At 70.9% G+C, this 13,604-nt stretch carries 10 protein-coding genes; 2 read left to right on the forward strand and 8 right to left on the reverse strand.

Annotation, left to right across the window (positions count from 1 at the left end; all coding sequences use genetic code 11):
* Window positions 1-129: 129 nt before the first annotated feature.
* The 4 genes from tpiA to VM306_RS14605 all read right to left on the reverse strand — a co-directional run bounded on the left by tpiA (window position 130) and on the right by VM306_RS14605 (window position 3,476).
* On the reverse strand, window positions 130-918 hold the full coding sequence (gene tpiA, locus VM306_RS14590) for a triose-phosphate isomerase (RefSeq protein WP_325515282.1): 789 nt from the start codon (window positions 916-918) through the stop codon (window positions 130-132).
* Window positions 918-2,126 (reverse strand): phosphoglycerate kinase, encoded by a 1,209-nt coding sequence (locus tag VM306_RS14595; protein ID WP_325515285.1) that lies wholly within the window; start codon window positions 2,124-2,126, stop codon window positions 918-920. Before VM306_RS14595 ends, tpiA begins: the two co-directional genes overlap by 1 nt.
* 17 nt (window positions 2,127-2,143) lie before the next feature.
* A complete protein-coding gene (gene gap / locus VM306_RS14600; RefSeq protein ID WP_325515287.1) occupies window positions 2,144-3,148 on the reverse strand; it encodes a type I glyceraldehyde-3-phosphate dehydrogenase in 1,005 nt (334 codons plus the stop codon).
* A 115-nt stretch (window positions 3,149-3,263) separates the two neighbouring features.
* Window positions 3,264-3,476, reverse strand: coding sequence for a hypothetical protein (locus VM306_RS14605; RefSeq protein WP_325515289.1), 213 nt, complete (start codon window positions 3,474-3,476; stop codon window positions 3,264-3,266).
* Window positions 3,477-3,566: 90 nt separating this feature from the next.
* Between VM306_RS14605 and VM306_RS14610 the strand changes: the two genes are divergently transcribed.
* Both VM306_RS14610 and VM306_RS14615 read left to right on the forward strand, forming a co-directional pair.
* Window positions 3,567-5,918, forward strand: coding sequence for an ATP-binding protein (locus tag VM306_RS14610; RefSeq protein ID WP_325515291.1), 2,352 nt, complete (start codon window positions 3,567-3,569; stop codon window positions 5,916-5,918).
* 89 nt (window positions 5,919-6,007) lie between these two features.
* A complete protein-coding gene (locus VM306_RS14615) occupies window positions 6,008-8,080 on the forward strand; it encodes an acyltransferase family protein (protein ID WP_325515293.1) in 2,073 nt (690 codons plus the stop codon).
* A 67-nt stretch (window positions 8,081-8,147) separates the two neighbouring features.
* Here VM306_RS14615 and whiA read toward each other — a convergent pair whose 3' ends face one another.
* From whiA to uvrC, 4 genes are all read right to left on the reverse strand, one after another.
* A complete protein-coding gene (whiA, locus tag VM306_RS14620; protein ID WP_325515295.1) occupies window positions 8,148-9,134 on the reverse strand; it encodes a DNA-binding protein WhiA in 987 nt (328 codons plus the stop codon).
* Window positions 9,125-10,093 (reverse strand): uridine diphosphate-N-acetylglucosamine-binding protein YvcK, encoded by a 969-nt coding sequence (locus tag VM306_RS14625; RefSeq protein WP_325515435.1) that lies wholly within the window; start codon window positions 10,091-10,093, stop codon window positions 9,125-9,127. The genes whiA and VM306_RS14625 overlap by 10 nt, the downstream gene beginning before the upstream one ends.
* A 5-nt stretch (window positions 10,094-10,098) precedes the next feature.
* Window positions 10,099-10,956 (reverse strand): RNase adapter RapZ, encoded by an 858-nt coding sequence (gene rapZ / locus VM306_RS14630; protein WP_414672385.1) that lies wholly within the window; start codon window positions 10,954-10,956, stop codon window positions 10,099-10,101.
* Between the two features lie 686 nt (window positions 10,957-11,642).
* Window positions 11,643-13,574, reverse strand: coding sequence for an excinuclease ABC subunit UvrC (gene uvrC, locus VM306_RS14635; RefSeq protein ID WP_325515299.1), 1,932 nt, complete (start codon window positions 13,572-13,574; stop codon window positions 11,643-11,645).
* Window positions 13,575-13,604 lie beyond the last annotated feature (30 nt).

The following is a 13,604-nucleotide window of genomic DNA, read 5'->3' on the forward strand; positions in this document are numbered from 1 at the left end:
GAGACGATCAACAGGATCTGCAGGAACAGGATCATTTCTTCCTCGCTGTCAGGCAGCCGACGCCATAGAGTACCTGTTCGACTGCCGAACGTGTGCAACCAGTGGGATTAGACGTTTATCCAGATCAACTTAGGGTAGAGGCCCGCCGGCAGCCAGAGCGCACAACTTGGTGAACTCGTCCGCCTGGAGGCTCGCACCGCCGACGAGAGCGCCGTCGATGTCCTTCTGCTGGATCAGCTCGCCGATGTTCGAGGACTTCACCGAACCGCCGTAGAGCACGCGCACGACGGCCGCGGTCTCCTCGCCGTACTTCTCCGCGACGAACGAGCGGACCAGCGAGCACACCTCCTGCGCGTCGGCGGAGGACGCCGTGCGGCCCGTGCCGATGGCCCAGACCGGCTCGTACGCGAAGACGATCTTGGCGACCTGCTCGGCGGTGAAGCCCTTGAGGCCGTCCTCCAGCTGCTGGCGCACCAGCTCGAGGTGGCCCTTCGCCTCGCGGACGTCGAGCTTCTCGCCGAAGCAGAAGATCGGGGTGACCTCGTGCTTCAGCGCGGCCTTGACCTTCTTGTTGACGATCGCGTCCGTCTCGCCGTGGTACTCGCGGCGCTCGGAGTGCCCGACCACCACGTAGTGGCAGGAGAGCTTCTTCAGCATCGGGCCGGACACCTCACCGGTGTAGGCGCCCGAGTCGTGCTGCGAGATGTCCTGCGCGCCGTACTTGATCAGCAGCTTGTCGCCGTCGACCAGCGTCTGGATGCTGCGGATGTCGACGAACGGCGGGAGAACGGCCACCTCGACCTTGGCGAAGTACTTCTCCGGCAGGGAGAAGGCGATCTTCTGCACGAGACCGATCGCCTCGAGGTGGTTGAGGTTCATCTTCCAGTTGCCCGCGATGAGCGGGAGCCGGGCTGCCATCAGCGATCACCCTCGTTCTCGGCGAGCACGCTGATGCCGGGGAGTTCCTTGCCTTCCAGGAACTCGAGCGACGCGCCGCCACCGGTGGAGATGTGCGAGAAGCCGTCCTCGGGCAGCCCCAGCGCACGCACCGCGGCGGCCGAGTCACCGCCGCCGACGACGGTGAACGCGTCGGAGGAGACCAGGGCCTCCGCGACGGCACGGGTGCCGCCGGCGTAGGTCTCGATCTCGAAGACGCCCATCGGGCCGTTCCAGAACACGGTCTTGGCGTCGGCCAGCTTCGACGCGAACAGCTCGCGGCTCTCGGGGCCGATGTCGAGGCCCATCTTGTCCGCGGGGATCGCGGAGGTCGCGACGACCTCGTGCTCGGTGTCGCCGAACTCGGCCGTGACCAGCACGTCGACCGGCAGCACGAGCTCGACGCCGCGCTTCTCGGCCTCCGCGAGGAAGCCGCGCACCTGGTCGAGCTGGTCGGACTGCAGCAGCGACGTGCCGACCTCGTGGCCCTGGGCCTTGAGGAACGTGTACGCCATGCCGCCGCCGACGAGCAGCTTGTCGACCTTGCCGAGCAGGTTCGCGATGACGCCGAGCTTGTCGGACACCTTCGCGCCGCCGAGCACCACGACGTACGGGCGCTCCAGGTCGTCGGTGAGCTTCTTGAGGACCTCGAGCTCGGTCTCGACGAGACCGCCGACGTACGCGGGCAGCTTCTGCGCCACGTCGTAGACGGAGGCCTGCTTGCGGTGCACGACGCCGAAGCCGTCGGACACGAACGCGTCCGCGAACGCGGCCAGCTCGTCGGCCAGCTCGGCGCGTTCCGCGTCGACCTTGGAGGTCTCGCGGGCGTCGAAGCGGACGTTCTCGAGCATCACGACGCCGCCGTCGGTCAGCGCGCCGACCGCGGACGTGGCGGACGGGCCGACGAGGTCCTTCGCGAGCGCGACCTCGGCGCCGAGCAGCTCACCGAGGCGAGCGGCGGCGGGCGCGAGGGAGAACTTCGGGTCCGGCTCGCCCTTGGGGCGGCCGAGGTGAGCGGTGACGATCACGCGGGCACCCGCGTCGGCGAGGGCCTTGATCGTCGGCACCGACGCGCGCACGCGGCCGTCGTCGGTGATCTTGTCGCCATCGAGGGGGACGTTCAGGTCGGCGCGCACCAGGACGCGCCGACCCGCGACACCCTCGGCGAGCAGGTCGCTGAGAGTCTTCACTGACTGTCCGCCCCTGCTCAGATCTTGGAGGCGACGAGCTTGACCAGGTCCGCGAGGCGGTTGGAGTAGCCCCACTCGTTGTCGTACCAGCCGACGACCTTGACCTGGTTGCCGATCACCTTGGTCAGCGGCGCGTCGTAGATGCACGAGTGCGGGTCGGTGACGATGTCGGCGGACACGATCGGGTCGGTCGAGTACTTGAGGATGCCGGCCAGCGGGCCCTCGGCGGCGGCCTTGTACGCGGCGTTGATCTCGTCGACGGTGGCCTCGCGCTTGAGCGTGACGGTCAGGTCGGTGGCCGAACCCGTGGGGATCGGCACGCGCAGCGCGTAGCCGTCGAGCTTGCCCTTGAGCTCCGGCAGCACGAGGCCGATGGCCTTCGCGGCGCCCGTGGAGGTCGGCACGATGTTCAGCGCGGCGGCGCGGGCGCGGCGCAGGTCCTTGTGCGGCGCGTCCTGGAGGTTCTGGTCCTGCGTGTACGCGTGGATCGTGGTCATGAGGCCCTGCTCGATGCCGAAGCTGTCGTGCAGCACCTTGGCCAGCGGCGCGAGGCAGTTCGTGGTGCAGGACGCGTTCGAGATGACCGTCTGCGAACCGTCGTACTTCTCCTCGTTCGCGCCCAGGACGACCGTCAGGTCCTCGCCCTTGGCCGGCGCGGAGATGATGACCTTCTTGGCGCCGCCCTCGTCGACGTGCTTGCGCGCGGTCGAGGCGTCGGTGAAGAAGCCGGTGGACTCGACGACGACGTCGACGCCGAGGTCCTTCCACGGCAGGGCGCCGGGGTCGCGCTCGGCGAGGGCCTTGATGACCTTGCCGTCAACGGAGATGCCCTCGTCGGTGACCTGCACGTCGGCGTCCAGACGACCGAGGATGCTGTCGTACTTCAGCAGGTGGGCCATCGTGGCGACGTCACCGAGGTCGTTGAACGCGACGATCTCGATGTCGTGGCCGCCGGCCCTCACGGCGCGGAAGAAGTTGCGCCCGATGCGACCGAAACCGTTGACACCTACACGAACCGTCACGACTGACTCCTTGCGTTCAGCTTGGCAGGAACGAGCCCACCCTATCCGGAGAACTGCGTCGCTGGTCACAGGGATAGTGAGTATCTCTTGATCGAGCCAGAGAAACGGCCCCTGATTAGGCCGTTCGGCGGCGCGGGGCGCGGAGCATCCAGAGGTACGCGCTCAGCTCCTCCGCGGCCTCCGCCGCACTGCGGTACGCCTCCGGGCTGTCCTCGGTCGCGCCTCTGCCGACGACGGATGTGATGCGCGCGAGCCACTCGTCCACCACCTGGCGGTCCCCCGGCGGCACGAGCGGCGAACCGTTCCCCTGGTCTGTCTGCCCCGTCATGGCGGAATCGTCCCCACGCCCGGGAGGACCGTTCAATAGTCCGAAACAGCGGGTGTTACGGGTCGTTACACAGCGGTACGGTCACACTCCATGACGGCCATAGCCGCCTGCGCGACATGTGGGAACCCGCTCACCGAAGCCGTCACGGGCCGGCGTTACTGCTCCAACGCGTGCCGCCAGCGCGCCTACCGCGAGCGCACCTCGACGCGCGACGGCTCGCCGCACGACACGGCGTTGCCGAGGCCGCTCGACACCTTCGTCGGCCGCCGCGAGGAGCTCGCGTCCCTGGCGCGGCACGGAACGGACCGCCTCGTCTCGCTGGTCGGCCCCGCGGGAGCCGGCAAGACCAGGCTGGCCGTGCAGCACGTCGGCAGGCGCGCCGACCAGGTGTGGTGGACGGCGCTGGCGCCCGTGTCCGACGCCGTCCAGGCGATCTACCACGCGGTCGGCGCGCGCCCGTTGCCGAACCGCTCGGTGCGCGACGCGGTGATCGCCGAGATCGAGCGGCACCGGCGCCCGTTGCTCGTGCTCGACAACTGCGAGCACGTGCTGGCCGACGTCGCCGACGTGGTGTCGGAGCTGCTGGCCTGCTGCCCGCAGCTGCGCGTCCTGGTGACGTCGCGCGAGCACCTCCGCCTCGCCGGGGAACAGGTTTTCGCGGTCGGTGAGCTGGACCTGCCACCGGTGGACGCCGACGTCACCGAGGCCCTGCGGCACGACGCGGTGGTGCTGTTCCGCGATCGCGCCGTGGCGGTGGACCGCACGTTCGAGGTCGACTCCTCGAACGTCGCGGACATCGTCGCGGTGTGCCGTTCGCTCGACGGCATGCCGTTGGCCATCGAGCTGGCCGCGCGCCGCATCACCGTCCTCTCCCCCGCAGACATCCTCGCCCGGCTGGGTGACCGGCTGGCGTTGCTGACCGGGGGCCCCCGCGCCGCCGACGACCGCCACCGCACGCTGCGCGCCGCGATCGGCTGGAGCTACGACCTGCTCTCGCCCGCGGAGCAGGCCGCCTGCCGCCGCCTCGCCGTGCTGGGCGTGCCGTTCGACCTGGGCGTCGCGAGCGCGGTGTGCGGCCTGGACGACGCCCTGGAGCTGCTGGCCGGCCTCGAGCAGAAGTCGCTGCTGGTGGCCGACCGGGCCGGTGGCCACGTCTCGTTCCGCCAGCTCGAATCGGTGCGTCTTTACTGCCACGAACGTGCTGTCGAAAGCGGCGACGTCTCTCTCGTGGCCGACCGTGTGGTCGAGTGGGTGTGTTCGGTCGTGGAGCCGGAGATCTCCCGCTTCTTCCCGTCGCCACCGGTGGTGCTGCGTCTGGAACGCAACGTCGGCCTGATCGAACTGGCCGTGTCCCGCACCGCGGAGACGGGCGACTGGCCCCGTCACGCGCTCGCCATCGTCGCCACGGCGTACACGTCCACTCCGCGCGGCCCTCGCGGCGCTCCCACCGAACTGCTGCACAGCGCCCTGGCCCGGCCCGTGCCCGCGTCCTACCGCAGCGTCCTGACCGCACTGGCGGCGATGCACCACCGCATCCGCGGCGGCTGGGAGATGACCCGCCGGTTCGCGCAGGAGTCGTTGTCCATCGAACGGGCCGACGCCGGCCGCCCGGGCACGCTGGCCCGCGCGCTGGAGGTCCTCGCCTCCGCCGAGGCGCACACCGGCGACCCGGGGCAGGCCTGGCGGCTCTTCGACGAGGCCGTGGAACTCATGCGCGACGCCGACGACAAGCTGGCACGCGGCGTCCTGCTCAACTCCTACGGCTGGACGCTGCTGCAGCACGGCGAACCCGACCTGGCCGCGCCGCTGGTCCGCGAGTCGCTCACCCTGATGCGCCTGGCCGGACTGCCCCACATGCTCAACTCGACGCTGCACACGTCCGGCGCGATCGCGTTGGCCCGCAAGGACCACGCGGAAGCCGTGGCCCTGTTCCGGGAGAGCCTGGAGGTGGGCTCCGAGCACCCCGCGGACCAGTTCTACGACCTGGAGGGCCTGGCACTGGGCCTCGTCGGCGTGGGTTCCGACGACGAACGCGCGTTGTCGCTGCTCACCGCCGCCTCGGTGGTCAGGGCCCGCTTCGGCTTCCGCGCGGAGCCCTACTGGCAGGCGCTGCTCGACGAGGCCCGTGCCGTGTGCCGCGATCGCATCGCGGCGGGCCGGCTGCGTGCCGCGGAGTCGACGGGCGAGCGGATGTCGCTGGCCCAGGCCGTGTCCTACGCCCTGACGGCCCAGCCCGACGCGGGCGACGAGGACGGCCTGATCTCGGCGCGCGAGCGGCACGTCGCGACACTGGTGGCCGAGGGCCTGACCAACCGCCAGATCGGGCAGCGGCTGGGGATCTCACCCCACACCGTCGCCCGGCACGTGACGCACGCCAGGTCGAAGCTGGGACTGCGGTCGCGGGCCCAGCTGGCGGTCTGGGCGGGCCGCCACACGCCGTGACCCAGACACGGCAGGGTGTCCCGATCGGGTTATCCTCACCGCTTTGACGCGGACGTCTTCCGCGGAACCACGCAGCTAGGGAGTCACCTGTGGCGGTCACCTCCGCCGAGCGTCCCGCCGGGGTGCTCGAAGCCCCTCGCCCCCAGCACGCTCTGCGCGGGGACATCCAGGGCCTGCGGGCACTCGCCGTCGGCGTGGTCCTGCTCTACCACCTGCGGCCGTCGTGGCTGCCCGGTGGCTTCGTCGGCGTCGACGTCTTCTTCGTCATCTCGGGTTTCCTGATCATCGGCACGCTGACCAACGAGCTGCGCCGCAGCGGCACGGTGAGCCTGCGCGACTTCTACGCGCGGCGCATCCGCCGCCTCCTCCCCGCCGCCACCGCCACGTTGCTCGCCGTCGTGGCCGCCGTCGTCCTGCTGCTGCCGGAGTCGCGGTGGCCGGGCTTCATGCGCGAGGTCGTCGGCTCGGCGTTGAACGCGCAGAACTGGCTGCTCGCGGTGCTGTCCAACGACTACGGGCACGCCACCGCCGGCGCCTCCCCGGTCCAGCACTACTGGTCGCTGGCCGTCGAGGAGCAGTTCTACCTGGTGATCCCGCTGCTGCTGATCGGCAGCGCCGCCCTGGCCGGCAAGCTCAACGGCCGCACGGTCCCCTACGCCGTCGGCGCCGTCGCGTTGGTGACGGTCGCGTCGTTCGCGTTCTCCGTCTACTACACCCCCGTCGACCACGGCGCCGCCTACTTCGTGACGCCGACCCGCATGTGGGAGCTCGGCATCGGCGGCCTCACCGCGATGGTGCTGCACCGCGTGACGCTGACCCGCGCGGTGCGCGAGGTCCTCGGCTGGCTGGGTTTCGCGGCCGTGCTGGCCTCCTGCGTCCTCTACACGACGGACATGGAGTTCCCCGGCTGGGTCGCGGCCCTGCCGGTGCTCGGCACCGCGGCGATGCTGGCCTGCGCGGGCACGGTGCTGGCGCGGCTGCTGAGCATCCGTCCCGTCCGCTACGTCGGTGACATCTCCTACAGCCTCTACCTGTGGCACTGGCCCGTCATCGTGGTGATCCTCGAGCTCAGCGGACGCGACCGGCTCTCGAAGAAGGAGATGCTGGTGGCCCTGGTCATCAGCCTCGTGCTGGCCTCGCTGTCCAAGCACTTCGTCGAGGACCCGTTCCGCCGCAACAGGTTCGGCCGCAAGCGCGGCACCTACCTGTTCGGCGCGGTCCTCGTGGTCGTGTCCGTGGTCGCCGCCTCGATCCCCTGGTACACCGCCGAGAAGCACCTGACCGAGCTCGCGTCCCGCACGGCGCTCGACGCCGACCACCCCGGCGCGATGGCGCTCGACCCGCGCTCACCGCGCACGGCGCCCACCGGCGTGCCGCTGCTGCCGGACCCGGCCGTGGCGAACGAGGACGGCCCGTACAGCAGCGCGGACGGCGCCGACTGCAACATCTACGGGCTCGACTACGCGTCGACCGCCTGTTCGTGGGGCGACCAGACCGCGCCCAAGACCGTCGTGCTGCTCGGCGACTCGCACGCGGCGCAGTACAGCACCCCGCTGATCGACTTCGCCAAGGGCGAGGGCAGGGGCCGGTGGAAGGTGAAGGCCATGACCCGCAACGGCTGCCCGTTCAACGCGGTGCCGCCGTCGGAGGCCGGGACGCCGATCACCTTCTGCTCCGACCAGAACCGCGCCGTGCTCGACCGGGTGAAGGCGAGCAAGCCGGACCTCGTGGTGCTGTCCGGCATGAGCCGCGAGTCCTACGTCAGCGACCTCAAGTGGACGTGGAACTCGCGCGACGAGATGGTGCGCGGCTACCGGGAGATGCTGAAGGCGTTCTCCGACGCCGGCATCCCGGTCGCGGTGGTCAAGGACCTGCCGCGGCCGAACAGCCAGGTGCCGCGCTGCCTGGAGCGCAACTCCGGTGACCCGGAGGCCTGCGGCACCCCGCGCGCCGAGGCGTTCCAGGGCGAGGGCGACCCGCTCGTGGCGGCGTCGGAGGGCGTCTCCGGCGTCAAGGTCGTCGACCTGACGCCGTGGTACTGCAAGGCGGACGTCTGTCCCGCGGTGGTCGGCAACGTCGTCGTGTACCGGAACAACCACGTGACGAACACGTACTCGCGGACGCTCGCGACCCCGTTGCTCACCGAGCTGGGGATGATCTAGTCGTAGACACGTCGGCCCCTCACCCCGTGCTCCCGGGTGAGGGGCCGACCTGTGTCGTACGGGGTGCTCAGACCTCGGCTTCGAGCATGTCCGCCGTGACCGCGGACTCGGTGTCCGGCAGGCCCAGGTCCTTGGCCCGCTTGTCCGCCATGGCCAGCAGACGCCTTATGCGGCCCGCCACCGCGTCCTTCGTCATCTGCGGGTCCGACAGCTGCCCGAGCTCCTCCAGCGACGCCTGCCGGTGCGCCAGCCTGAGCTGGCCCGCCGCGGCGAGGTGGTCCGGCGCCTCGGGACCGAGGATCTCCAGCGCCCGCGCGACCCGTGCCGCCGCGGCGACCGCGGCCCGCGCGGACCGGCGCAGGTTCGCGTCGTCGAAGTTGGCGAGCCGGTTCGCGGTGGCGCGGACCTCGCGCCGCATCCGCCGCTCTTCCCACGCCATCACGCTGTCGTGCGCGCCGAGCTTGGTCAGCATGGCGCCGATCGCGTCGCCGTCCCTTATCACCACGCGCTCGGCACCGCGGACCTCGCGCGACTTGGAGGCGATGCCCATGCGACGGGCGGCGCCGACCAGTGCCAGCGCGGCCTCCGGGCCAGGACAGGTGATCTCCAGCGACGAGCTGCGGCCCGGTTCGGTGAGCGAGCCGTGCGCGAGGAAGGCCCCGCGCCACGCCGCCTCGGCGTCGCACACGCCACCGGACACGACCGGGGCGGGCAGACCGCGGACCGGACGGCCGCGCGGGTCCAGCAGACCGGTCTGCCGGGCGAGACCCTCGCCGTCCTTGACCACGCGGACGACGTACCGGGTGCCCTTGCGCAGGCCGTTGGACTGGATCGTGAACACCTCGGCGTGGTGGCCGTAGAGGGCCTGGATCTCCTTGAGGAGCCTGCGGGCCGCGGAACCGAGGTCGAGCTCGGCCTCGACGACGACCCTGCCCGACACGATGTGCAGTCCGCCGGCGAACCTGAGCAGGGAGGACACCTCCGCGCGGCGGCAACAGGTCTTGGATACCGCGAGCCTGCTCAGCTCGTCCTTGACCGCCGACGTCATCGCCACGGGCCTGTCCCTCCCACTCCGGTCTCCTCGACCACCTGCCTCAGGCAACCGGCAAGCGCCTCCGGATCATGCCGTTCCGCGGCGTCCGGTGCGGCGATCTTCGCCAGATGCGTCCGCGCGCCCAGTGCCGAGGCGGCGCGCGTCAGCCGGTCCGGGGTGGGGACCGAGTCGACGTCCGCGATCACCGCGTCCACCTTCAGCTCGGGTGCGTGTTCGCAGACTACGTCCAAATGGCGCTCCGGAGAGAAACCGGCGGTTTCCCCCGGTTGGGGGACAAGATTGAGCACAAGGGCCTTCTTGGCACGCGTGCGCACCAGCGCGTCGTGCAGTTCGGGCACCAGCAGATGTGGCAAGACGCTGGTGAACCACGATCCGGGGCCGAGTAACACAAGATCGGCGTCAAGTACAGCCTGTACCGCTTCCGGACAGCCCACAGGTCGCCCGTTCGGGGCGGTCAGGCGGATGCGCTGCACGAGCCCCGGCGTGGTCGCGATGGCGACCTGGCCGCGGATGCGCCGCACGTCCCGCACGTCCTCGTCGAGCCCCATGACGTCGGCCTCGATGTCGAGCGGCTCGTTCGACATGGGCAGCACCCTGCCCGTGACGCCGAGGAGCCTGCTCGTGAGGTCGAGCACCGCGACCGGGTCGCCGAGCTGCTCGAGCAGCCCGGCGATCACCAGGTTCCCGACCGCGTGGCCGGCGAGGGCGCCCGTGCCGCCGAAGCGGTGCTTGAACAGGGACGTCCAGAGCCTGCTCGACTCGTCCTCCCCCGCCAGCGCCGCCATCGCCTTGCGCAGGTCGCCCGGCGGCAGCAGGTGTGACAGCTCACGCCGCAAGCGCCCCGACGAGCCCCCGTCGTCCGCGACGGTCACCACGGCCGTCACGTCGTCGGTGACCCGCTTCAGCGCGCTCAGCGTCGCGTGCAGCCCGTGCCCACCGCCCAAAGCAACAGCTTTCAACTTCGTCACTCGCGTCCCAGATCCCTGTGCACGACCTTGACGGCCATGCCGTCCTCGCTCGCCAGCCTCGTGGCCAGCTCTTCGCTCAGGGCCACACTGCGGTGCTTGCCACCCGTGCAGCCGATCGCGAGCGTCAGGTAGCGCTTGCCCTCACGCCGGTACCCGGCGCCGATCAACCGCAGCAGCTCGTGGTACCGGTCAAGGAACTCGTCAGCGCCCTCCTGGGACAGCACGTAGTTGCGCACCTCACCATCGAGACCGGTCTGCTCGCGCAGTTCGGGGATCCAGAACGGGTTCGGCAGGAACCGCACGTCCATGACGAGGTCGGCGTCCATCGGCAGCCCGTACTTGTACCCGAAGCTCAGCACGGTGACCCGCGTCCTGGACGCGGCCTCGGTGCCGAAGGTGTCCTCGATCTTGGCCCGCAGCTGGTGCACGCTGAGGGCGCTGGTGTCGAGCACCAGGTCCGCCTCCTGCTTCAACGGCGTGAGCAGGATCCGCTCGGCCTCGATGCCGTCCTGCAGCCGCCCGTCCCCCTGCATGGGGTGACCGCGCCGCACCGCCTCGAACCGGCGGATCAGCACGGCGTCGGTGGCCTCGAGGAAGAGCACGCGCGGCTTGTACCCGCGGGCGTCGAGGTCCTTGATGATGGCGGACAGGTCCTCCGTGAACGCGCGGCTCCGCACGTCCATGACGACAGCGACCCTGGTGATGGCCCCGCGCGCCTGCGCGCCGAGCTCGACCATGGTGGCGATGAGTTCCGGGGGCAGGTTGTCGACGACGAACCAGCCGAGGTCCTCCAGGCACTTGGCCGCGGTGCTGCGGCCCGCACCGGACAGCCCGGTCACCACGGCGACTTCGATGCCGGACTTCTCCGCGTTCACAACTACGACTCCGTTACCTGTTCATGAGCGCAACGACGCTCTCGTGTGGCCAGCTTCGGTGTTCCGGGCGCATCGGGCGCGCCGCGGTGTGAGTCTCCACCGGAACGGCCCTCCCGCGCGGCAGGTTCGGCACTTGGAGCAGCCGTGCCGTGGCCGCGATCACGATCCTCGCCCCGTTCCGGGGCCGATCGCACGGCAGGTGGGGGCTGAGTGGCGGGTGCGGCGCGTGGGGTCTGCGGGGCGGGGAGGACGGGTGGGGCGGCTGAGGTGGCCGGACCACGCGGCGCGAGGCGCGGCCGGGGTGGCTGAACCGCGGCTGTGGGAGCTGAGGTGCGCGCCGGCTGCCGGGGGTGACCAGCGCAGGTAGGCGGACGGTAGTCCGCGACCGCACGCGGCAGCCGAGCCCGAACCGGGCCCCAACCCGCGCGGCCGCCGCCACCGCGGCCCGTCACGTGACCACCGGCACGCATCAAGCGCGGCATCGCGCTTCCGCCACGTCCGGACGACCCACACGCCACCACCGCACCACGCTCACACCACGGCCGGACGGCTCAGCCCGCCCACTCGCGCCGCCCTTCCGGCACCGCACCACGCTCACACCGCGCCCAGGCGACCCGACCGGTCCACCCACTCGGCGACCAACGCCAGCCTCCCGGCACCGCACGTCACTGCTTGACATCCGACGACGGCGCTGCCGGCGCCGCCGAAGCCGCCGACGCCAGGCTGGCCACCACCGCCTCGGCCGTGCGGCGGCCCACGCCGGGGACGCCGCTGATCTCGTCCACTGTGGCCTGGCGCAGCTTGCGGACCGAGCCGAAGTGCTTGAGCAGGGCGGCTTTGCGGGTCTCGCCGAGGCCGGGGACGCCGTCCAGCTCGGAGGCGATCATGCGCTTCGAGCGCTTCTGGCGGTGGTAGGCGATGGCGAAGCGGTGGGCCTCGTCGCGGACCCGTTGCAGCAGGTACAGCGCGTCGCTGGTGCGGGGCAGGATCACCGGGTCGGGCTCGCCGGGGACCCAGACCTCCTCCAGGCGCTTGGCCAGGCCCACCACCGCCACGTCGGTGATGCCCAGCTCCGCCAGGACGTCCGCCGCCGCGGCCGCCTGGGGACCGGCGCCGTCGACCACCAGGAGGTTGGGCGGGTAGGCGAACTTGCGGGGTTTGCCGGTGTCCGGGTCGATGCCCGGGTTGGGGCCGCCGGAGGCCGTCTCGCGCAGCATCGCCTGGAAGCGGCGGCGGACCACCTCGGCGATGGACGCCACGTCGCCTTCCGTGGCGGCTTCGCGGATGGCGAAGCGGCGGTACTCGGACTTGCGGGCCAGACCGTCCTCGAAGACCACCAGCGACGCCACCACGTCGGTGCCCTGGACGTGGCTGATGTCGATGCACTCGATGCGCAACGGCGCGGTGTCCAGCGCCAGCGCCTCCTGCAGCTCGCCGAGCGCGGCGGAGCGGGCGGTCAGGTCGCCCGCGCGGCGCAGCTTGTGCTGGGCGAAGGCCTCGGAGGCGTTGCGCGCCACGGTTTCCATCAGGGCGCGCTTGTCGCCTCGCTGGGGGACGCGCAGGGCGACGCGGGAGCCTCGCTGTTCGGACAGCAGGTCCTCCAGCGCGGAGGCGTCGTCCGGGAGGACTGGGACCAGCACCTCGCGCGGGGTGCTCTCGGTCTCGTCGCCGTAGAACTGCATGATGAACTGGTCGACGAGACCCGCGTCGTCGACGGCCTCCACCTTGTCCAGCACCCAGCCTCGCTGGCCGCGCACCCGGCCGCCGCGCACGTGGAAGACCTGGACCGAGACCTCCAGCTCGTCCTGCGCGAACGCCATCACGTCCGCGTCCGTGCCGTCGCCGAGCACCACGGCCTGCTTCTCCATCGCGCGCCGCAACGCGCCCAGGTCGTCGCGCAGGCGCGCCGCCCGTTCGAACTCCAGCTCCTCGGCGGCGGCGTTCATCTCGCGTTCGAGACGGCGGATCATGTGGTCCGTCTTGCCCGCCAGGAAGTCGCAGAAGTCGAGCACGATGTCGCGGTGCTCGTCGGCGGAGACCTTGCCGACGCACGGCGCCGAGCACTTGTCGATGTAGCCGAGCAGGCACGGGCGCCCGATCTGGTTGTGGCGCTTGAAAACGCCCGCCGAGCACGTGCGCGACGGGAACACCCGCAGCAGCAGGTCCAGCGTCTCGCGGATCGCCCACGCGTGCGCGAACGGGCCGAAGTACCGCACGCCCTTCTTGCGCGGGCCGCGGTACACGTGCAGCCGCGGGTACTCCTCGTGCAGCGTCACGGCCAGCACCGGGTACGACTTGTCGTCGCGGTACCGGACGTTGAAGCGCGGGTCGAACTCCTTGATCCAGTTGTACTCGAGCTGCAGCGCCTCGACCTCGGTGGTGACGACGGTCCACTCGACGGAGGCCGCCGTCGTCACCATCTGGCGAGTGCGCGGGTGCAGACCGGCCAGGTCCGCGAAGTAGGAGTTCAGCCTGCTGCGCAGGTTCTTCGCCTTGCCGACGTACACGACCCGGCCACCGGCGTCGCGGAACTTGTAGACGCCGGGAGCTTCGGGGATCGAGCCCGCCGCGGGGCGGTACGTCGAGGGATCTGCCACGCCGCCAAGACTATCGACGGGGTCTGACAA

The organism is Lentzea sp., assembly GCF_035525475.1.
GTDB lineage: Bacteria > Actinomycetota > Actinomycetes > Mycobacteriales > Pseudonocardiaceae > Lentzea.